20 protein-coding genes are annotated in these 19,907 nt (G+C 47.5%); 19 read left to right on the top strand and 1 reads right to left on the bottom strand.

Going from position 1 to position 19,907, the window contains the following annotated elements; translation table 11 throughout:
* The first annotated feature begins 397 nt into the window (after window positions 1-397).
* The 19 genes from SIB42_RS01795 to SIB42_RS01705 all read left to right on the top strand — a co-directional run bounded on the left by SIB42_RS01795 (window position 398) and on the right by SIB42_RS01705 (window position 18,861).
* Complete coding sequence (locus SIB42_RS01795; protein ID WP_156485127.1) at window positions 398-595, top strand: transposase; 198 nt, start codon at window positions 398-400, stop codon at window positions 593-595.
* A gap of 49 nt (window positions 596-644) precedes the next feature.
* Window positions 645-1,781 (top strand): hypothetical protein, encoded by a 1,137-nt coding sequence (locus SIB42_RS01790; protein WP_067093232.1) that lies wholly within the window; start codon window positions 645-647, stop codon window positions 1,779-1,781.
* 63 nt (window positions 1,782-1,844) lie between these two features.
* Window positions 1,845-2,846: a glycosyltransferase family 2 protein gene (locus tag SIB42_RS01785; RefSeq protein WP_156485126.1), complete on the top strand. Its 1,002-nt coding sequence runs from the start codon at window positions 1,845-1,847 to the stop codon at window positions 2,844-2,846.
* Window positions 2,843-4,153 (top strand): class I SAM-dependent methyltransferase, encoded by a 1,311-nt coding sequence (locus SIB42_RS01780; protein ID WP_067093230.1) that lies wholly within the window; start codon window positions 2,843-2,845, stop codon window positions 4,151-4,153. The genes SIB42_RS01785 and SIB42_RS01780 overlap by 4 nt, the downstream gene beginning before the upstream one ends.
* 12 nt (window positions 4,154-4,165) lie before the next feature.
* Window positions 4,166-5,137 carry an NAD-dependent epimerase/dehydratase family protein gene (locus tag SIB42_RS01775; RefSeq protein WP_074160704.1) on the top strand — a complete coding sequence of 324 codons (972 nt, stop codon included), beginning with the start codon at window positions 4,166-4,168 and terminating at the stop codon, window positions 5,135-5,137.
* Between the two features lie 45 nt (window positions 5,138-5,182).
* Window positions 5,183-5,959, top strand: coding sequence for a glucose-1-phosphate cytidylyltransferase (gene rfbF, locus SIB42_RS01770; protein WP_067093351.1), 777 nt, complete (start codon window positions 5,183-5,185; stop codon window positions 5,957-5,959).
* Window positions 5,920-7,023, top strand: a complete 1,104-nt coding sequence (gene rfbG, locus SIB42_RS01765) for a CDP-glucose 4,6-dehydratase (RefSeq protein WP_231856333.1) — start codon at window positions 5,920-5,922, stop codon at window positions 7,021-7,023. Before rfbF ends, rfbG begins: the two co-directional genes overlap by 40 nt.
* Before the next feature lie 17 nt (window positions 7,024-7,040).
* The gene (locus tag SIB42_RS01760; protein ID WP_067093228.1) at window positions 7,041-7,985 is read left to right on the top strand and encodes an FkbM family methyltransferase; all 945 of its coding nucleotides are present in this window, start codon (window positions 7,041-7,043) and stop codon (window positions 7,983-7,985) included.
* A 665-nt stretch (window positions 7,986-8,650) separates the two neighbouring features.
* Complete coding sequence (locus SIB42_RS01755) at window positions 8,651-9,583, top strand: class I SAM-dependent methyltransferase (protein ID WP_197459852.1); 933 nt, start codon at window positions 8,651-8,653, stop codon at window positions 9,581-9,583.
* Window positions 9,584-10,053: 470 nt separating this feature from the next.
* Entirely contained in the window at window positions 10,054-10,908 is an 855-nt protein-coding gene (locus SIB42_RS01750) for a class I SAM-dependent methyltransferase (RefSeq protein ID WP_413328283.1), read from the top strand.
* A gap of 101 nt (window positions 10,909-11,009) precedes the next feature.
* On the top strand, window positions 11,010-12,125 hold the full coding sequence (locus SIB42_RS01745; RefSeq protein ID WP_413328281.1) for a glycosyltransferase: 1,116 nt from the start codon (window positions 11,010-11,012) through the stop codon (window positions 12,123-12,125).
* 18 nt (window positions 12,126-12,143) lie between these two features.
* Complete coding sequence (locus SIB42_RS01740) at window positions 12,144-13,223, top strand: glycosyltransferase (RefSeq protein ID WP_082824986.1); 1,080 nt, start codon at window positions 12,144-12,146, stop codon at window positions 13,221-13,223.
* Between the two features lie 146 nt (window positions 13,224-13,369).
* Complete coding sequence (locus tag SIB42_RS01735; protein WP_255359898.1) at window positions 13,370-13,492, top strand: hypothetical protein; 123 nt, start codon at window positions 13,370-13,372, stop codon at window positions 13,490-13,492.
* A 142-nt stretch (window positions 13,493-13,634) separates the two neighbouring features.
* Window positions 13,635-13,802 (top strand): hypothetical protein, encoded by a 168-nt coding sequence (locus SIB42_RS01730; RefSeq protein WP_156485125.1) that lies wholly within the window; start codon window positions 13,635-13,637, stop codon window positions 13,800-13,802.
* Window positions 13,802-15,736: an asparagine synthase (glutamine-hydrolyzing) gene (gene asnB, locus SIB42_RS01725; RefSeq protein WP_067093225.1), complete on the top strand. Its 1,935-nt coding sequence runs from the start codon at window positions 13,802-13,804 to the stop codon at window positions 15,734-15,736. The genes SIB42_RS01730 and asnB overlap by 1 nt, the downstream gene beginning before the upstream one ends.
* Before the next feature lie 34 nt (window positions 15,737-15,770).
* A complete protein-coding gene (locus SIB42_RS01720) occupies window positions 15,771-15,911 on the top strand; it encodes a hypothetical protein (RefSeq protein ID WP_156485124.1) in 141 nt (46 codons plus the stop codon).
* Window positions 15,886-16,044, top strand: coding sequence for a hypothetical protein (locus SIB42_RS01715; RefSeq protein WP_197459850.1), 159 nt, complete (start codon window positions 15,886-15,888; stop codon window positions 16,042-16,044). The genes SIB42_RS01720 and SIB42_RS01715 overlap by 26 nt, the downstream gene beginning before the upstream one ends.
* A 115-nt stretch (window positions 16,045-16,159) precedes the next feature.
* Window positions 16,160-17,194 (top strand): EpsG family protein, encoded by a 1,035-nt coding sequence (locus SIB42_RS01710; RefSeq protein ID WP_197459849.1) that lies wholly within the window; start codon window positions 16,160-16,162, stop codon window positions 17,192-17,194.
* Window positions 17,195-18,012: 818 nt separating this feature from the next.
* Window positions 18,013-18,861: a PIG-L deacetylase family protein gene (locus tag SIB42_RS01705; RefSeq protein ID WP_074160703.1), complete on the top strand. Its 849-nt coding sequence runs from the start codon at window positions 18,013-18,015 to the stop codon at window positions 18,859-18,861.
* A gap of 354 nt (window positions 18,862-19,215) precedes the next feature.
* On the opposite strand, the gene SIB42_RS01700 is transcribed toward SIB42_RS01705, so the two are convergent.
* On the bottom strand, window positions 19,216-19,812 hold the full coding sequence (locus SIB42_RS01700; RefSeq protein ID WP_413328276.1) for a hypothetical protein: 597 nt from the start codon (window positions 19,810-19,812) through the stop codon (window positions 19,216-19,218).
* Between the last annotated feature and the right edge of the window lie 95 nt (window positions 19,813-19,907).

The following is a 19,907-nucleotide window of genomic DNA, read 5'->3' as shown; positions in this document are numbered from 1 at the left end:
GCTCCATAAGCCCTGCCTGGATCAGCGCTCTACCTTTCGCAACGGCCATCCGGAGCGGTTGCTCACTATCCAGGTGGTCGACATTTCTCGTCCATTCCATCTTTGCTGCAGGGCAGCTTCTTTTACCTGGTTTGAGCCGCGTCGCCGTGTCGGCAAGCCCTTTATGCGGTGGTGTTGGAGTCCTACGCGAAGGCATCTCCACCCGCAAGGTCTAGGCACTAGTCGATGCGCTGGGTTCGTGCGTGGAATCTCAAATCGGAGATCAGCAGAACCTGCCAGGTGCTCGACGTCCATGTAGAAGACCTCCTAGGCCGGCCCTTGGACCACACCCATCTCCCCGACGTCTACCTGTGAGGCCACTTACCTGAACGGCCAGTTTGACCAGATTATTCTGGTGGTGTCATTGGCCGTGATGGTAGCGATCGGCATCAATATCCTTGCCTATCGTAAGGCCCTCGGCTTTTCCGTCATCGAAATCAAGGCCGAGGGCCTCTGGCGAGAGTTCCTGAGCTTGCTCAATGAGCATGCCCTGACTGGAAGTATGCTGGTGATCTCAGATCTGTGCCTGGGGATGAAGCCACAGATCGACCGATAGGTATTTTCAGGTACATTGTGTTGGCTTCTGAACCGAATTTAGACGTCTCATGAAGATAAGCCCGCATGTGCTATTTAATAAAATTCATAAAAAGGGTCTATTATGGTTTTTTAATAGATTAAAAATAGAAATTAGAAACCCTACTAAGCAGTCTTCAAAACAATTAATCGACTTTGCTTTAGGCGCCAGGAAAAAAATATTCAAATTTTTTAAAAAAGCAAAGCATGATGAACTCCTCTATTTAATATACGATCTAGAAATCTGCGACATAACATATTCCTTTGTTATGATGTTGGTAGATGCTGAGTTTGAAGCAAAGAAGCAAAGAAAAAAAGGCTTCGTTGTAGTTGTAGTCCCTCGTTCGACTGCGCTTAGACCGGACTTGAGTTTTGTAGAGTATGACTCCGTTATAGACGATCATAGTAAGCTCTGGCGGCTTCAAAATATAATCATGCCGCTAATTCCTCTGTCTCCTTTTTGCAGAGGACTTTATTTTTTACCCCGAAGAGATGATGTATTTGATCTTATAAAAAATCATGATGTATATCCATATCTTTATGATGGTGTAAATCTGAGAGCTCCATCCGACCCCGTCTTGAGATACAAAAAACTAGACCAACCAAATTTAGTAGAAGGCCTCAGAGCTCTTCCCCAAGGGCTTAGGTATGTTCAAGATTGGCTGCAAATGAATAAAATACAATTACCAGTTGTAACTATCACAATCCGTAGCTCCCTCTATGATAAGGGTCGCAACAGCAATATTGATGCTTGGTCAAAGTTTGCCACTTACTTATTAGTAAGTGGCTATCATGCGGTGATTATTCCAGATACAGACAATGCCTTCGTCAAGGAGTCAGCTTTTGAGGATGCAAGTATTTTTAGAGAGTGCTCTTGGAATATTGGTTTACGTGCTGCGATCTACGAGACCGCCTTTCTTAACTTTTTTGTGCCTAATGGTTGTGCTGATCTTGCCGTTTTTAATCCAACCGCTAGCTATATTTGCATGAATATGTTGCCGGCCAACTCGATAATTACTACAGAAGAAGCATACAAGGCTGTTGGGCACGTTATTGGAGAAGATTATAAGTTTGCCACTGATAAACAGCGATTATGCTTTAAACCCGATTCCTTCGAAAACATAAAACATGAGTTTGACCAATTTGTGAGCCACTACCCTCCCAGTTGACTTTGTAATATGTTCACTACACATTCGTTTAATGAGAGTCTTAGCATAATCGACGAAACTAACATGAAACTCCTTACTGTTGTACTACTATGCCATAACCGACCGCGTTTTGCGGTGGAGGCAATTAAGTCAATCCTTAATCAATCTACTTGTGCGTTTGATATTGTAATATCAGATAACTCTTCCAACAAGCAACTCCAAGAGATAGTCAATATTGACTTTCCATCACTGCAATACAAATCATGGTTTCCCGGAATTCCAGCTATCGAACATTTCCGAAAGGTGATCTCATCTGTGGTCACACCCTATTTCGTTATGTTTCACGATGATGATGTCATGGAGCCAGAGTATGTAGAAACAATAATCAAGCAATTCAGCGTGACGCCGCATGCGGCCGCTGTTGGTACTAACGGGATAATGATCAATTCCCATGGCACACGGATAAAGAGGGGGGTTACAGGCAATACCCATGTCTTTGCTGCGAGTGATAAAAATATTTTCTTCTATGATAAACATAAATTCGTATTGCAATATTTGGCTGGCGATTTTGGTGGTGCAGCCAATTTTAGCTCGTATGCCTACAATACAGAATTGATTAAGGGTATTTATCCTGATCTCTCTAAATGTCGATATTACTTTGACACTATATTCCTTTCGCAAATATTAGACCGCGGCCCAATTGTCTGGGTAAACGAACCTCTTGTAAGGATGCGTAATCACGACACCACGATATCATCTTCCTGCGGTGTTCTCGATTATAAGAGTTTCATTGCTTTCGTTTCAAGCGAATTCGGAAACCGAATTAAACAGATTTATATAGATGAATATCATTTTACCAATCTTTATGTCGCTTTGGAAAAAAGGGGTAGAGGGATACCGTATCCTGCACTTAAGTTCTTGATTTATGTTTTCCCCAAATTAGTGGTTTCATCTTGGACATTCAGGCGGCGTGTCTTGAATAAACTAATTCAATTGGTTTATTCAAGATTGCGTATCCCTAGTTTTCACGGTAATTCGCCAAATGGTTTTATTCAACCCTCATTATCTTCGAAGGATTCAAAATGATTTCAAAGAGTTGGAAGAAATGCCGTGTTTGCGGTAATTCAAACTTAGTATCAATTATTGATCTGGGCAACCAAGCACTCAGCAGCGTATTTCCTTCCCCGGACGCTCCTGATCCTTCCTTTTCGCCCCTTGACCTGATCCGCTGTGATAAAAGCGCTTCACCAAACGCATGTGGACTTGTTCAACTTCGACATACAGCAGACCTGGATGAAATGTATGGAACAACTTACGGTTATTTCTCTTCAATTAGCCCTACTATGGTCGCCCATCTTACTAGTAAAGTCAATGAGTTAGTTGTATATGCTGAGCCGAAGAGTGGTGATGTCGTTTTGGATATTGGTTGCAATGACGGTACCTTATTAAACCACTATGGTGCTGAGGCAGGTCTTGTGCGGGTAGGAATTGATCCCTCTGCAGAGAAGTTTCGTTCAAACTATCAGCCTGATATTCGTGTCGCTTATGATTTTTTCTCGCAGCGAGCAGCACGTACACTTATAGGAACTAAAAAGTGTAAAATCATTACATCCATCGCAATGTTTTACGATCTTGATGATCCGCTGACATTTATTAGGGATATAAGTGCTTTACTCTCTTTTGATGGTGTTTGGGCTTTAGAATTATCCTATCTTCCTTTGTTTTTGAAACAACTTTCTTATGATCAAACTTGTCATGAGCATGTAACATATCTTGGCTTACGGCAAATGGAATGGATGTTTCGGCAGTGTGGACTTAAGACTTTAGAAGTATCTCTAAACGATATGAATGGCGGTAGTTTTTATCTCTTCGTAGGCAAGGAAGATGGTCCTTATGTTCCCAATAAGAGTGAAATTGATCGTCTTATTTCTGAGGAGGCATTGCTTGATGAACCCTCGACATACCAGCGTCTTCATAATCGAATTTTGGCGCACCGTGATGATGTACAAAACTTATTCAAGATGTTAGGTGCAGCTGGGAAAAAGGTATTCGGGTACGGGGCTTCTACTAAAGGAAATATTATTCTAAATTACTGCGGACTTGGTCCGAATGACATTCAGGCAATTGGAGATCGTAATCCAGAAAAAGATGGTCTAGTTACACCTGGAACACGAATTCCAATTATCTCTCATGAAAAACTGAGAGCCCGTAAGCCTGAATACTTATTTGTGTTTATATGGCACTTTCGCAACGAAGTTATCCGAGATGAAATGGAGTTCTTGCAACGTGGAGGGAAGCTAATATTTGCCTTGCCTCGCCTTCATTTGGTAGACATTGATAACTATGAACGTTATTTAGATAATAGCTTTGAAGATCAAGCGTTTTCTCTCTAATTATATTTAGTAGTGTCAGATCCCGCTCAGTTTGACTGGCGACAATCCAATGTACTTGTAACGGGTGCAAGCGGATTTTTAGGCGCGGCCTTGGTTAAAGGACTCGTAGCGCGTGGTTCGAGTGTTCACGCGACTGTTAATAAGGATTCATACACTGATATTCCTTTTGCTTTCAATACGAGCGAGGTCACCGCGGTAACATGCGATGTTGCTGATCTGAATGAATTACACCGTTTGTTTGCTAACAAATCCTTCGATGTAATTTTTCACCTTGCTGCATCTAATAATAATACTGAGCTTATATCGCCCTATGCGTTATGGGAAACAAATATTCGTGGCACCTATTCAATCTTGGAGGCGTGTAGGATTTACACTCCTAATGCGCGAATAGTTATTGCCTCTAGCCGTGAAGCAGAATTTTGTTTTGGCTCGTCTTCTAATCGAAGATACCATCCTTATATGGTGTCCAAGGCTGCCGACGAGTTAATAGCATTTTCATATCGCGATAGTTACTCGCTTTCTGTTGCTTGCGTTCGCACAGACAATATATATGGGGAGGGAGATCGAAATTGGCATAGACTCATCCCTAGTGCTATATTGTCTATACTAAAGGGGGATTCTCCAGTCATAAGAAGTGATGGAAAAATGACCCGTTCTTATGTTTATGTTGGTGACGTTGTTAATGCCTATTGTGCTGTTGCAGAGCGTTTGCCAAATATGTCCCTTTCCGCTAATCCTCTTAAAATTAGTACTGGCAAGAGTATATCGGTGCAAGATCTTGTAACTTTACTCATTTCAATTTCGGGCCAGAAGGAATTGCATCCCCGTATTCTTCATGAGAATCGCGATGAACGTATTGATCAAATCTATGATTCAGCATTGGAGAAGGAAATGCTTGATTGGGAGTGTGCAACTACTTTTCATGAAGGATTGACCCGAACATATGAATGGTACAAAGCTCATGTTGGTATCTTGCCAGCCTAATGTTTAACAATCTACTTTGAATAGAATATGACGAGCAATTCAAAAATTAAGGCAGTTATTTTGGCTGGTGGTCTTGGTAGCCGGTTGGCAGAGGAAACCAATCTTAAGCCTAAGCCCATGATTGAGATAGGAAGTAAGCCGATTCTTTGGCATATTATGAAAATCTATTCCCATTATGGCATTAATGACTTTATTGTCTGTTGCGGTTATAAGGGTTACGTAATCAAGGAATATTTCGCTAATTATTTTTTGCACATGTCGGATGTCACCTTCGATATGTCCAAAAACAGCATGGAAGTCCATCAACAAAGTGCCGAGCCGTGGCGCGTAACTCTGGTGGACACAGGAGACCACACTATGACTGGCGGTCGGCTCAGGCGTGTTAAGTCTTACCTGAAAGGGGATGAAGATTTTTGCTTTACTTACGGTGATGGTTTGAGTGATATCAACATCACCGAGCTCATAGATTTTCACCGCGCCCACGGGCTGCAAGCTACACTCACTGCCACTTACCCACCCGGCCGATTTGGCGCCCTCGAGATTCACTCTGATAAGCGGATCACCGCCTTCCAGGAAAAGCCCAAGGGTGATGGCGGCATGATTAATGGTGGTTTTTTTGTGCTCTCACCCAAAGTTATTAACCTTATTTCTAACGACCAAACTTTGTGGGAGTGCGAACCTCTTGAGGCGTTGGCAGAATCCAACCAGCTAAAAGCTTTTAAGCACAGTGGTTTCTGGCAGCCTATGGATACCCTTCGTGACAAGAACCATTTGGAAGAACTGTGGCAATCTGGCAAAGCACCGTGGAAGGTGTGGCCATGAACTCTTTATTCTGGAGTGGTAAAAAGGCATTTGTCACAGGTCACACCGGTTTCAAAGGTAGTTGGCTGTGCCTTTGGTTGCAGCAACTCGGTGTTGAAGTCACCGGCTACGCACTACACCCACCCACTAATCCCAGCCTCTTTGAAGTAGCGCAGGTGGCTCGTGGTATGAAATCTATTATTGGCGATATTCGTGATGGCACTAAGTTGACTAATGCTATGCAACAGTCCGCACCCGATATTGTTATCCACATGGCTGCTCAGCCGCTTGTGCGCCGCTCTTATGTAGACCCTGTTGAGACTTATTCCACTAATGTGATGGGAACCGTGTATTTACTAGAAGCGATTCGCCAAACACAAAGTGTGCGATCGGTCGTGAATGTTACGACTGATAAGTGTTATGAAAACAAGGAATGGGTCTGGGGTTACCGTGAGAATGAACCCATCGGTGGCTTCGATCCATATAGCAGTAGTAAGGGTTGCTCAGAGTTAGTGAGTTCTGCGTATCGTAATTCATACTTCAATGCCGACAAATACGCTGAGTATCCTGTTGCCATGGCAACAGCACGAGCAGGTAACGTTATTGGCGGTGGTGACTGGTCAACAGACAGATTAATACCTGACATTATTCGAGCGATTGAAACGGGGGATTGTGTATGTGTACGAAACCCACAAGCGATACGACCATGGCAGCACGTTTTAGAGCCCCTCGGTGGCTATCTTCTTTTGGCAGAAAAACTCTGGACTGATGGTCTACAATTTGCTGAAGCATTCAATTTTGGACCATTTCCAGAAGACTCTAAACGTGTTGACTGGGTAGTCGAAAAAATGGTCACTTCTTGGGGAAATGATGCGAGTTGGAAATGTGCATCGGATGATGTTTATGAGGCTAATTTTCTAAAGCTGGACATTTCTAAGGCAAAAGAGAAACTCGAATGGACGCCGAGGTGGCCTCTAGAGGTTGCAATACAGCACATTTTGGATTGGCACAAAGCATATTTGAATGGAGCGAATATGCGCGATGTAACACTGCGTCAGATCCGTTCTTTTGCAGCTAATAGCTGACATTTTGAGGATTATTCATGACTGACTTCACAGACAAAACCACGCTTTTCGTAAAGAAATCGTCTTCTCCGAATGTGTTAAGTAAGATTCAAAGATATTTTTTAGAGTCCAATCTAAACAGGCTGGCCCGTCAACATCTTGAGCATCGTCAGCAGTTTGTAGTTTTTTCATTTGACTATGTATCTACAGCGATCAATATTGATGGTATTTATGAAGTCGATGAATTAGAGGTTTTGTTTGAGTGGTTAAAACAATTAAATGGAGACGAAATCTTTCAGGGTTCTGTTTTGGATATTGGTGCCAATATTGGAAATCATAGTGTGTATTTTTCTCAATACTTTACTAACGTATTCAGTTATGAACCCCAACCATTGACATTTGAGCTATTGAAGTTGAATTCCAGGTTGGCGACTAATATTAAATGTTTTAATTTTGGGCTTTCAAGCTCCGAGAAAAAAGGATCTTTTGTTGTCGACCCAAAAAATATGGGTGGATCACGCATTGTCGCTGAAGGGGGTGGTCAATGTCTCAATCTCAACTTGAAGACGCTGGATTCTGTAATTGATAAAACTGTTTCTCCTGTAAAACTAATTAAAATTGATGTTGAAGGTCACGAGTACGATGTTTTGCTTGGCGCCAGAGAAGTGATAGAAAAGAATCAGCCAATAATAATCTTCGAACAGCATAAATCAGACTTCGTAGGCAACAGCACTAGGTCAATTGATTTAATCAAATCATTCAATTACTCTAATTTTGCATATGTTGAAAAATCACCATCTCCGCCAAATGTTTTTCCTGTCTTTTTTCAGCTTATCTACAGTACCGTTTATCGTTTGATCAAGGGTTCTTCAAGGGCTGTTGTCATGATCGATGAGTTTAATCCAGATTTTTATCAATTGATTATTGCAATCCCGGATTGGCTTGCTTCTGATATTCGTAGTCTTAGTGATGATAATAAATAGAAGCTATTTCAACACAAGTTTCTTCGCTTTTCTGTTTTAATTGTCTGAATGTTACTCCAATCGAACGCCTGCTGGACTTTTTCTCAATACTTAGCTTTCGTTTTCATATTTTTTTTAATTAGCGGTTCTAGAACTTCATTTGATTAGTGAATTATAGCTTAGTCCTCTCGATTTTCTATAATTGTCGGTGTAATTTTTCGTTGTGTTGTTCAGGCTTCATTTCAGTAGTAAAGCGTCATTTATTGAATGCTCCTTCTTTCTGAACTCTATGACACCCTTCGTCTGTGCTGCTCCCTTTTTAGTCTTCTCACGTAAGCTTTTTACCATTATCCTTTAGACATTATCACACCGCTCGATTAAGCCCCTTTCTGGCGAATAAGGTCGGGATGGAGAGGCTTCCTCTTTGCGGCATATTCGGTTGAAAAGGCTACAATTCTCTTTGATAGCCTCGAATTCTTATTCCAACTACAGTGAATTACTTGCTTACTCGAGGTTTCGTTCCTCTTTGATCAGCGTATATTGTTGATTGAATCTGAGTTTGCTTTCAATTACAAGTTTTTTCTTAGCTGTCTTTCAGCATTCGACCTGTTCAATTCCGCTATTCACTTGTTCCAATGTCCGAACATTCGATATTTCTTCCCTATTCTCATCCCTGCAGATGCACAGTGCTTAACAGAGATGGCGAGAAATTAGTTGATCCTCAAAGCGGTGAATTTTATCCTGTAGTTCATGGTATCCCACGGTTCTGCGACGCTGACAACTACTCTGAAAGCTTCGGCTTTCAGTGGAACCTATTTAATAAAACCCAGCTCGATGTCTATTCTGGTACGGATCATAGTGAGCAGCGCTTCTACAGCGAAACAGGCTGGGATCCGTCGGATCTAAGCCACTACAGTGTTCTAGAGGTAGGTAGTGGCGCGGGCCGCTTCAGTGAGGTCTTTCTCAGAACGACTACAGGTGTTTTACACAGTATAGATTATTCAAGTGCTGTTGATGCTAATCATACCAATAATGCTGTTTACAGGGATCGCCTGCAACTTGCACAGGCGTCTATTTATGAAATACCTTATTTGGATAACAGTTTTGATAGAGTTTTCTGCCTCGGAGTTCTTCAGCATACGCCCTCATTTGAAGATTCTGTTACAGCCTTGATTGCTAAAACCAAGGTTGGAGGAGAGATAGTGGTCGATTTTTATCCGATCAATGGTTGGTATACCAAGTTTCATTCTAAATATTTTCTCAGGCCGTTCTCTAAGCGTTTGCCCAAGCCCTTTCTTTTGCGCTTGATTCGCCTCAATATCAGCTGGATGTTGCTCCTCTTCGACACCCTTTGTTTCCTGCGGGTCGGATTCCTTACGCGATTCATTCCGATCACCGACTTACGTGGTTTCCCTAAAGGACTCAATTCGTATCAGCGTCGCGAGTGGGCGGTAATGGACACCTTTGATGGCCTTTCTCCCGAATTCGATAACCCCCAGCGGGTTAAGGATGTTGCCCGCATGTTCAACCGCGGTGGCTGTGAGGTGACCTTCGCAGGGTTGGCGACCTATCCAGCTGGTTGTTCTACAGTAGTGCGGGCGATCAAGCGATCATCCTGAACCATTAGCTACATCTTCGATTTTTGCGATGGCCACTTTCCATGGTCTGTGTTTGGCCTAGCCTTTTAATTAATTTTAACCTTGTGATAAACCATTTTAAGTTCTGCTAAGAACTGAACGTACTCGTTTATCGACGATTTTGACATCACAATTTTGTTTCTTCTCATATCAGGTTCTGTTTGTTCTGCCCTTTTCCCTCATTGGCTCATGGCTTGATAAATCGGGACCATGCAACGACAGTTCTCTTTGCGCCTGGGATCGATGCAATGCTTCGATATTCCACGCCTGAGCGTCCTCTTTGATCAAATCGCCCCTCAGCAGATGATACTTATTTTTCAGTTTTGGCTTGGCCAGTTAGTGGACTAACCATTATGAGCAACAAGAAGGCATTGTGCCCTATCTGTGGGTCAAACAAATCCGAAATTATCTATCGGGTTGCAGGCCACCATCGTCGCGATATTCGACCAGAGGTGTCCATCGGCCGTTGCATGAAATGCAAAACTATTTTCTTGGCTGAAGCAGACCACTTCTTCCAGGAAGATCTTTATTCCTACTATAAACAGTATATTGGTGCAAAAATAGAGGATCTTGTTTCTCCTCTTACTCTTGTTAGTTATGATCGTGTGCTTAAAAGGCTTTGCAAAATTACAAACATTCAAAATATTTTAGATGTGGGCTGTGGCAAAGGAGAATTTGTTTGGGCTGCTCGCAATTCGGGCTATGCGATTAAAGGTATAGAGTTGTCTCTAGAGGCGGTTTCCGTCGCACGCAGCTTTAACCTACCTGTTCAGCAACATTCGCTTTTCTCTCCTGCATTGGATTCCTCATCCTGGAATGCAATCACAATGTTTGAGGTGATTGAGCACGTTGAAAATCCTGTTGCCATGATTCAGCGTGCGACCGACCTACTTGCTCCAGGTGGTGTCTTGTACCTCACAACACCAAACTATGACTCCCTAGATCGCCTATGCCTAGGAGAGAAGTGGAATGTATTTCATCCTGAGCATATTATTTATTTTTCCACAAGGGGCCTTGCTCGCCTTGTGCGTCAGCATGAGCCGAGGCTTCGACTTATTGCTGTTGAAAGCAATAATATCTCCCCTCAGCTTTTCGGGTTTGTAAGGAGCCTTTTTAGGTTACCTTACCTTGGCAAAAGAAATTTGAAGTCTTCCGGCTATATCGATGATCATGTAGTCGCACCTGACCTCAGAACGATTTCTGAAGGTACAAGTTTGCTTCGTAGTTTGAAGCGGTTGATCAATTTGACGTTGACGATTATGGGGATGGGTTCTACGACTATTCTAATCGCGCATAAGAAAGATTGATGTCCGAATATTCACCTTGTTCTAGGCGTGTTGTTTATCTCACCCGTAATGGCTTATTGGAACCACTGGGTCAAAGCCAGATTTGGCCATACCTAAGGGGATTGAGCAAGGATTACTCATTAATTATAATTAGTTTTGAGAAGTCCGCCGATCGTGCTGATGTAGTCGCAGTGCAGAAAATGAAATCGGGTTGCGCTATTCAAGGAATGAACTGGATCGCCTTGCGCTTTTACGCTAGGCCCCGGCCTTGGGCCCCCGCCCTGGCTGTCCTCCAGCTTGCATTCGCCTCTTTTCGACAATGCTGGTTAGAGCCAAGGCCCCATCTTGTCCATGCCCGCTCTTACGTGCCTGCAGCCATTGCTTTATTGCTGCGTAAGCTTACTGGGGTGCCTTTTATCTTCGATATGCGGGCTCTCTGGCCGGAAGAGCTTATCACCGCTCGTCATCTAAGTCGTGGCTCTGTTCTGCACAGAGCTCTTATTTGGTTGGAGCAGAGCTGTCTGAAAGAAGCTAGTGCTGTTATTTCGCTCACACATGTCGCAATTGACTATCTGAAGGTTCAATATCCACGTGAGCTATCAGGTCAACGCATCGTTGTTATTCCTACCTGCGCCGACTTACAACGATTTACCCCTTTAAGTACACCCAGCTCCTCCCAATTGGTTATCGGTTGTATAGGCACCGTGCTGAGTGGTTGGTTTCTTATTGATTGGTTGCGTGCCTTTTTCGATGCCGTGGCACGAGTTGATTCAACAGCTAGATTTGAGTTGATCAGTCGCGATTCACCTGAAGCAATCTTTGCCTCCCTTAAGCCAGATTCTAGTTGGATCGACAGGCTAATAATTAAATCGGCTAGCCCTGCTGAGATGCCTGCAATTGTGCAAAGGCACACTGCTTCGGTGATGTTTTATGCGGGTGGGTCTACTTCTGAATTAGGGCGTTCCCCCACCCGTATGGCAGAAGTTCTTGGCTGCGGCCTCCCTGTTGTTACGAACCCGGGAGTTGGAGATGTGGAAGATGTGGTCCGTAGCAACCGCATTGGGGTACTGGCACCCGGTTTTAGCGCAGCTGAGATGGATGTTTGCGTTGCGGAGTTGCTGGAGCTGCTCAAAGATTCTCAGCTTGCAAGCCGCTGCCGCAGAACAGCAGAAGAGCTGTTTTCACTGGAAGCAGGCACCGCCGCCTATCGCCAGCTTTATGCAGACATTCTCGCCTGATTCAACATCGCAGCCAGTGTGATCCGCGTTCTTGCCTTCTCCCTCTACGGCTCCCAGGCAGCCAGCCACCGCGTCCGGCTGTCGCAGTACCAGCCGGCCTTAGCTACTGCCGGCATCTCTCTTGAAATCCAGTCGCTGCTCGACAACGCCTACCTACAGCGCAGCTTCGCCGGTGGCCGCCCGTCACTGCGCGCTCTGATCACTGCCTATGGCCGGCGCCTGAAAGCCTTGCACCAGTCCGATCGCTTCGATTTAGCAATTGTGTATGGCGAGTTGATGCCTTTTCTGCCCAGCTGGCTGGAGCGGCGCCTCCTGAAGAACCCATTCGTTTATGACCTTGATGACGCCTTCTATCTCAAATATCGCACTGGCCGCCTGCGCTGGCTACATCCCCTGTTGGGAGCCAAGTGTGAGCGCATGATGGCCGCTGCCGTTGCCGCCACCGCCGGCAATGCCGGGCTCGCCGCTTACGTCCGGCGCTTCAACAGCAGCGTGACGCTGCTGCCCTCGTGTGTCGATACTGATCACTACCTCCCTGCTGATTCACAGCCCTCGGATCTGCCAGCTTCCCCCTTCACTTTGGGTTGGATCGGTAGCCCTTCCACCGCTCCCTATCTGCAGCAGCTGGTGGAGCCTTTGCAACAGCTATCCCTCGAGCGGCCTGTGCGCCTGCTCGTGGTGGGCGGCCCCGCCCCTGTAATGGCTGGCGTGGAGGTGATTGAGCAACCCTGGAGCCTGGAGCAGGAAGTGCTTCTGATCCAGCAGTTCGATGTGGGTGTGATGCCGCTGCCTGATTCCCAGTGGGCCCGCGGCAAATGCGCCTACAAACTGATCCAGTGCATGGCCTGCGCCATCCCGGTGATTGCTTCCCCTGTGGGTGCCAACGTGGATGCCGTGCCGTCCAGTTGCGGTCTGCTTGCAGGCAGCTCCACTGAATGGCTTGCTGCCTTCCGGCAACTGGCGGCAAATCCCGATCTGCGTAGGCGCTTAGGCGCCTCCGGGCGCCTCTGGGTCGAGCAGCGCTACTCCCTTCGCAGTGCCCTGCCAGTGCTCACCGATGTAATTCGCCGTGCTGCCGCCGGTCACCCAAAGGTATAGCCTCCAGCCCAAACCTCAAACACTGCAATATCGCCGAATTAGGTGATGAGTCTCAGCTCTTCGATCAAGGGCTATTGCGCCCACAGAAGTTGAGCGGCTGTTTAACCAATACTTTTTCATCTTTCCCTGGCAACAGCTGCTTCCGAATGCCGAGGCTTTTGACATGGGCTGCGGCTTGCGGCTCCAGCCGCTGGGCCGGCTTTGTGGCTCCCCGCTTGGGCCGGCTGCACTGCATCAATCCCTCCAGTGCCCTGGACGTGGGCCGCTAGGCCCTGGCTGATCACCTATATGTGTAGTTCCACTGAGCCTCGGCCTGCTCCATCACCTGCCAAACACCGCCGCCGGGCTGGTGGATCTTCGCTTTTCGTCCCGTTCGCCCCAATGGTGTGTGGTGGGCTGCAAGGCTGAAACATGACGACGTCAACCCGAGCAGTTTCAACTTCTAATCACTTTCTTGATGCTCTCCGCGGCTTCGCCGCCCTGTTCGCCACGGATAGATCCCACCAGTCCCTCCTCAATATTATGGGAAGCAATTTTCAGGGCCTCAATGACGTGGTGCAGATCGAGAAAGGCATCTGATGTGTGGCATCGCAGGCTTTGTTCGCCTTTCCCCAGAAGCTCCTGGTGATTTAGAAGCACAAGCCACCCGTATGGGCGCCGCCATCGCCCATCGCGGGCCAGATGATGCAGGCGTCTGGGTCCAGCCAGAGCTTGGCCTAGCCCTAGCACACCAGCGGCTAGCGATTCTCGATCTTTCATCGGCTGGTCACCAGCCGATGACCAGCGCCACCGGTCGCTATGTGATCGCCTTCAACGGTGAGATCTACAACCACCGAGCCATTCGCCGCCAGTTGGAGGCTGCCGGCTTGGCACCAGCCTGGCGCGGCCATGCCGATACCGAAATCCTTCTCGCTGCCATAGAAGCCTGGGGCCTGGAAGTTGCCTTACAGCGCTGCATAGGCATGTGGGCGCTAGCACTAGTTGATCTTCGTGATCATCAGCTCCAGCTCGCCCGCGACCGCTTTGGTGAAAAACCCCTGTATTGGGGCCTCAGCGGTAGCGGCCAGCAGCAGGCTCTGTTGTTTGGCTCTGAGCTGGCTGCCCTGCGGGGCTATCCCGGCTTCCAAAACCCCATCAACCGCCAGGCCTTTACAGAGCTGCTCCGTTTTTGCTATGTGCCGGCGCCGCTCTCGATCTACGCCGGCATCACCAAGCTGCCGCCTGGCCACTGTGTGTCGATTCCGCTGCCCCTTCAGCCAAGCGCTGCTCTGCCTGCCAGCCGCCCCTGGTGGCAGCTCAACTCCCAGATCGAAACCAGCTACGCCCAGCCATTCAGTTCAGAAACTGAAGCCTTAGAAACCCTGGAGCAAGCTCTCACCCAGGCCGTTGCCGACCAGGCCCTGTCCGATGTGCCCCTCGGCGCCTTCCTCTCTGGTGGCATTGATTCATCCCTAGTAACTGCCCTCCTTCAGAGCCAAAGCAGCAGGCCGGTGCGCACCTTCACCATCGCCTTCGAGGAAGCTGGCTTCAACGAAGCTCCCTATGCCCGCGCTGTAGCAGCACACCTCGGCACCGACCATTACGAGACAACGCTAACCAGTGCCGATGCCCTCGCTCTAATCCCCCAGCTGCCACAGCTGTATTCCGAACCCTTTGCCGATTCTTCACAACTACCAACCCACCTGGTTTGCCGAGAAGCTCGCCTCGCCGGCTTCACCGTAGCCCTCAGCGGCGATGGCGGTGATGAGCTCTTTGGTGGCTACAACCGCTACTTCTGGGGCCCACGCATCTGGAATCGCCTGGCCTGGCTGCCTGCTCCTTTGCGCCGCAGCCTCGGCAGCGCCATCGTCAGTCTTCCGCCCTCAGCCTGGGATGCCCTGGGGCGTCCATTGCCGATCAAGCAGTTCGGCCATAAGGCCCACAAGCTGGCATCCAGGCTGCGCCATGTGAACAGCAGCGACGATCTCTACCGCTCCCTCATCTGCGAGCCGTCCGACCAGGAAGTGCCTCTCCAGCCCTTGCCCGCCTGCCTCAGCGGCGATTCTGTGGCCCGTATGATGGTTTGGGATGCTTTGGGTTACCTTCCAGACGACATTCTTGTGAAGGTAGATCGTGCCGCGATGGCCGTGGGCTTAGAAACTCGTGCACCATTCCTCGATCACCGGGTGGCGGCCCTGGCTTGGCGACTGCCCATGGCTATGAAGATTCCCCCCGGCAAGGGCGCAGCCGCCAGCAAGTGGTCCCTGCGCCAGATTCTCTACAAATATGTGCCAAAGCATCTGATTGAACGACCCAAAGCCGGTTTCGCAATCCCGATCGGTCAATGGTTGCGCGGCCCCCTACGCCCTTGGGCCGCTGAGCTACTCCACCCGGATCGCTTGCGTAGCGAGGGCTACCTCAGCCCCGAGCCGATCAGCCGGCTCTGGCAGCAGCACCTCTCCGGGCGCTACGACCACACCACCAAGCTTTGGTCTGTGCTGATGTGGCAGGCCTGGCTGGAGCAGTGGGGATAAACGTGCAGCAACACAGCTGGCCATCCCCGCCCGCGTGAGCAATACCGCAGAAGGAGCCCGTATGGTGGCTGCCCAGTTGCCGCCCGCCAGCATCGTGGTGCTGGTGACCTGCATCTTCCAAATGCCCCCTGCCCGCCGCCTGTTTGAACGTGCCGGCCTCCAGATGCTCCCCTAACCGGTGGGCTTCCAGGCCAGCGGCACCTGGGCCATCCATCCGGGCCGATCAGCTCTACTACCTCCCCTCCGGCAAAGGCTTCGAGGCCAGCAGCCGCGCCATCGGTGAAGTTCTCGATCGCACCCTCTACTAGGCCTGTTCAAGGTGGGAGAGCGAGGCGCAGTAGATGCAGTGCAAGCGCCAGTTCATTCCTAAGGTGCGATTTCTTTTGCTTCTTCCTTAGTTCAGTGATTCCGTATTGGCTGCTATTGCTGCTTCCCATCTGGGCCTGTTTGGAGGGCCCGCGCCGTCCCTGGCCCGCTTGGCAAGCCTGGCTGATCGGCATCACACTCACCCTGTTCATTGGCCTGCGCCATGAGGTCGGCGGCGACTGGTTCAGCTACATCCCCTACCTCACCCGCGCCGAAGGCATTCCCATCTCCGAGTCAATCGCCATGGGCGACCCTGGCTACAACATCCTTAATTGGCTATTTGCTGACAATCCCCTAGGCATCTATGGGGTGAACATTGTGAGTGGGGCCATCTTTTCGGCTGGCTTGGTTGTTTTTTGCAGGGCCCAGCCCCTGCCCTGGCTGGCGCTCTGCCTTGCGATTCCCTATCTGGTGATCGTGGTGGCCATGGGCTACAGCCGCCAAGGGGTGGCCTTGGGCTTCATCATGCCTGGCATGCTGGCCCTGGAGCGGGGCCGAATGTGGCCCTTTCTGCTTGCCATGGCCGCTGCCGCCACCTTCCACTCCACGGCTCTTGTGATGCTGGCCTTTGTGGTTCCCGCCGTGCGGGGCCGCACTTTCCTCATGCGGGTCCTCCGCCTGCTGATTCTGCTGATTGTAGGTGCGGCCCTGGTGCAAACTTTTCTGGCAGCCCACGTCGAAATGATGGTCGCTGGTTACATCGAAGTCGAATACAAATCAGAAGGCGCCGCTATTCGCGTGGCCATGAATCTGCTACCCGGCTTGCTCCTGCTGCTTTGGCCCAAGCGTTTTGACTTCACAGATCAGCAGCTGCGCCTCTGGCGCGCCATGGCCTTAACGGCCCTGGTCTGCGCCATGGCCCTGGTGTTGCTGCCAGACAACAGCACCGCTGTGGATAGGATTGCTCTTTATGTGATCCCCCTGCAGCTGGTGGTGGGCTCTCGCTTGCCCTGCACCCAATTGTTTGGTCTCAAGCAAACTCAGCTGCTATTAGCCGTGTTGGGCTTCTGCGTAGCCGTGGAGTTTGTGTGGCTCAACTTCGCCACCCACGCCAGCGGATGGCTGCCCTATGCCAGCGTGTTGGGGTTGTAGGTAGGGAAGCGACGCGGTTCGCAGAGCATAAGCAATAAGAGAGGAATGATCTGTATCGAGTAGCGCGTATGGGCCGTCCCATAAACGTGGGCAGCAATATCGAAATTGGAAAAAACAACTGAACAATTTCTGGCCTAATGCTTCCATCTGCACTTTTGATGCAGCTAGGGCTAGCGGTCGAGTAAGGCAAGTAGCAGCAGGCAGTGGTTGGCTATCTCCTACCTGCCCCGTGATCCAGTGAAAGATGGATCACCGGGTGAACAGCAGACCTGAGCTGGAGGACGCTTGCTCAGCCAGCCATCGGCTTACCTCAGCCAGGGAACACTAGCCGTCATTTTGCCTAAGATGGCTAACGTCATAGCCAGGTTTCAGACTCAGACAGCACTGCTAGGCCTAGGGCTCTGGCTGCGCTGCGCCCTGGGTAACCTTCCACAGCTTCCGAAGACATCGCCAGCTGATGATCGGTACGCCGACCGAGTGCTGATAGCACCCTGTAGCAACAGTACCTAGAAGGTATATATTTAAATCTACTATGAGCAACTTATTGAAATCGGGTAATACTCATTGAATCTATAGTCTATTATGTAGGCTATTCAGCACACACAAAAACTATAAGCATCTCCGAGAAGATCCACTTCATGTTTTGTTTTATTCGAAGATTATTCTCCGACCAATGCCGCCGCCCAAAGTACCCACCCGATCAAGGGGTCACTGCTTTCTGCTTATTGTTGTTTTAAATTCAGCCTTTAGAAAAGTGTATCAGCATTAACTATTGGCAGAAATATGAATCAGTTTAACTCTCTCAACCCGATTCATGTATGAAAATTTTTGATGCTTTTGATAGGCTTGGTTGCAACAAAGATAAAAACAAAAACACTGATCTGCGAGGGCACAATTTACTTGTATTAGCGCCTCATGCGGACGATGAAATATTTTGTATCCCCCATGGGAAATACTTCGAGTCGAAAGGGTACTGCATAACGGTATTATTCCTAAGTGGTTCAGATCACCGATGCCTAGAAGCTAAAAACTCTTGCAAAATCCTTCAGTGGGCTTATATCAATGCAAAGGATTTGGGCCAGCAATATATAGATGGTCTGTTTCATCAAAATCTACCAAATCTTATTAAGCTCTTAAAAAATATTCTTGATCAGTACTCTGTAGTGTTGTGTCCCGCTCTGGAAGGAGGGCATCAAGATCACGATAGTACTTTTGTGGCTTGCATGATTGCTCTTTCTAATCAGCCCCATTGTGAGCCACTCTTTTATAAAACTTATACTGCCACTGGTAGATGGAAATTCTTCGAAGTCTTCTCTAAACATAATCATTACAGTGCGGTAAAATTTATCCCATACATTGCACTGAGTCGCCCATTTTGGAGGACTCGAATTATTTTGGCTTTTCATGTCTACCGGAGCCAGTGGACTTCTTGGATCGCATTGCTGCCGGCTATGATATTTTCATATATCAGTGGTAGTAAGGACGTATTGTATTCACTTGGATCCTTGGATTATTGCACAACTTTAGCTGGCACTTTGGAGACTAAAAGCTCAGCGCTCTATGAACTTCATCGAAAGTGTGCCAAACATGATTGGCTATCCCATGTTCGCTCTATTATTCTGCAATCAATTGATGAGGCCTCCCACTGTAACTTGTATAAATTATGATTTTATCGCATCTTTCGGGATTAAATACTCCTGTCGTGAAAGCATTGCTTTCTGGAGTTGTCCTATCTATTGCTCAAATTGAGCTTAAAATTGCTACTACGAGATTGGGTGAAACAATTCAATTGTTCGGATCTTCAAGCCACTTCTCTATGAATATGCGGATTTGGCATGGAATATTATTCATAATATTTGCAGCTACAGGGGTAATTCTGTGGATCACTGCCCTGCGACATTCTGAACTTAGCCGTATTTACTGGACTACCGCAATTTGCTATTTAGTAGTTCCTCTTGCGTCCAGCTATGTGCTAGGAGACCTTATTGAATCTAAAAATATAATCGGATATATCTTCATAACTATTGGTTTATTCTTGGCAAATCACCGTTAGGAGATTTCCAAATATCGGAATCTAGTTTCTTGCAATAAATTGCATGGAATAATCCAAAGTAAAGACTGGGCAAAAATGGGAGAAAGTAGCGTTGATGCGCTACATTAATAGCTACTTCTGTAATTAAGAGCAAGGTGACTCCTAAAATGTAAGGCCAAAAGATTCTTTTGCAAATTCGCCACATGCCAATTAACGAAAATAAAAATGCAACCAGCATCAATGCAAGATAGGTCAATGAGAGTAAATATTCCTGAAATGAGATATTGTAATCCGCCAGTGAATATTGTCTCTGTAGTGATTCAAAGTTAAGAAGTGCCATTGGATCATTGATAGCCCACCGAAAGCCCTCGCGCCCTCCTATAGTTAATATAAATACCATTAATAACTTCTGAACTAATCTCACGGGTATTAGAAATCCAGATGAGCTATTCAACAAATTCATACTCCAATCTTTATAAAAACTAAGAATGAATGATTGAATAGCAATTAGCATTGCTGCTGAGCTTGCGATAAAAGATAATCTAACCCACTTTGAATGATTCCGCTTAGTTTGTACACTAGTCATCCTTTTATTAGTGCAAAAGTAAAAGAACAATGACGAGCAAAGTAAGAAAAAGTTTCCATACCTTAGTAAGCAGAGCAGGCTAATTAGAGAAAAAT

The sequence above is a fragment of the Synechococcus sp. MIT S9508 genome, from assembly GCF_047303045.1.
In the GTDB taxonomy this organism is placed as follows: Bacteria; Cyanobacteriota; Cyanobacteriia; order PCC-6307; family Cyanobiaceae; genus Synechococcus_C.
Note: the sequence above shows the minus strand (reverse complement) of the source record. Positions and strands in the feature narration are given on the sequence as shown.

Bases quoted from the DNA above. Each gene is read 5' to 3' on its own strand.
- SIB42_RS01705 (WP_074160703.1), top strand. From the start codon at position 18,013: ATGAAAATTTTTGATGCTTTTGATAGGCTTGGTTGCAACAAAGATAAA.
- SIB42_RS01735 (WP_255359898.1), top strand. From the start codon at position 13,370: ATGCCGAGGCTTTTGACATGGGCTGCGGCTTGCGGCTCCAGCCGCTGG.
- asnB (WP_067093225.1), top strand. From the start codon at position 13,802: ATGTGTGGCATCGCAGGCTTTGTTCGCCTTTCCCCAGAAGCTCCTGGT.
- SIB42_RS01785 (WP_156485126.1), top strand. From the start codon at position 1,845: ATGAAACTCCTTACTGTTGTACTACTATGCCATAACCGACCGCGTTTT.
- SIB42_RS01780 (WP_067093230.1), top strand. From the start codon at position 2,843: ATGATTTCAAAGAGTTGGAAGAAATGCCGTGTTTGCGGTAATTCAAAC.
- SIB42_RS01700 (WP_413328276.1), bottom strand. From the start codon at position 19,812: ATGACTAGTGTACAAACTAAGCGGAATCATTCAAAGTGGGTTAGATTA.
- SIB42_RS01760 (WP_067093228.1), top strand. From the start codon at position 7,041: ATGACTGACTTCACAGACAAAACCACGCTTTTCGTAAAGAAATCGTCT.
- SIB42_RS01790 (WP_067093232.1), top strand. From the start codon at position 645: ATGAAGATAAGCCCGCATGTGCTATTTAATAAAATTCATAAAAAGGGT.
- SIB42_RS01730 (WP_156485125.1), top strand. From the start codon at position 13,635: ATGACGACGTCAACCCGAGCAGTTTCAACTTCTAATCACTTTCTTGAT.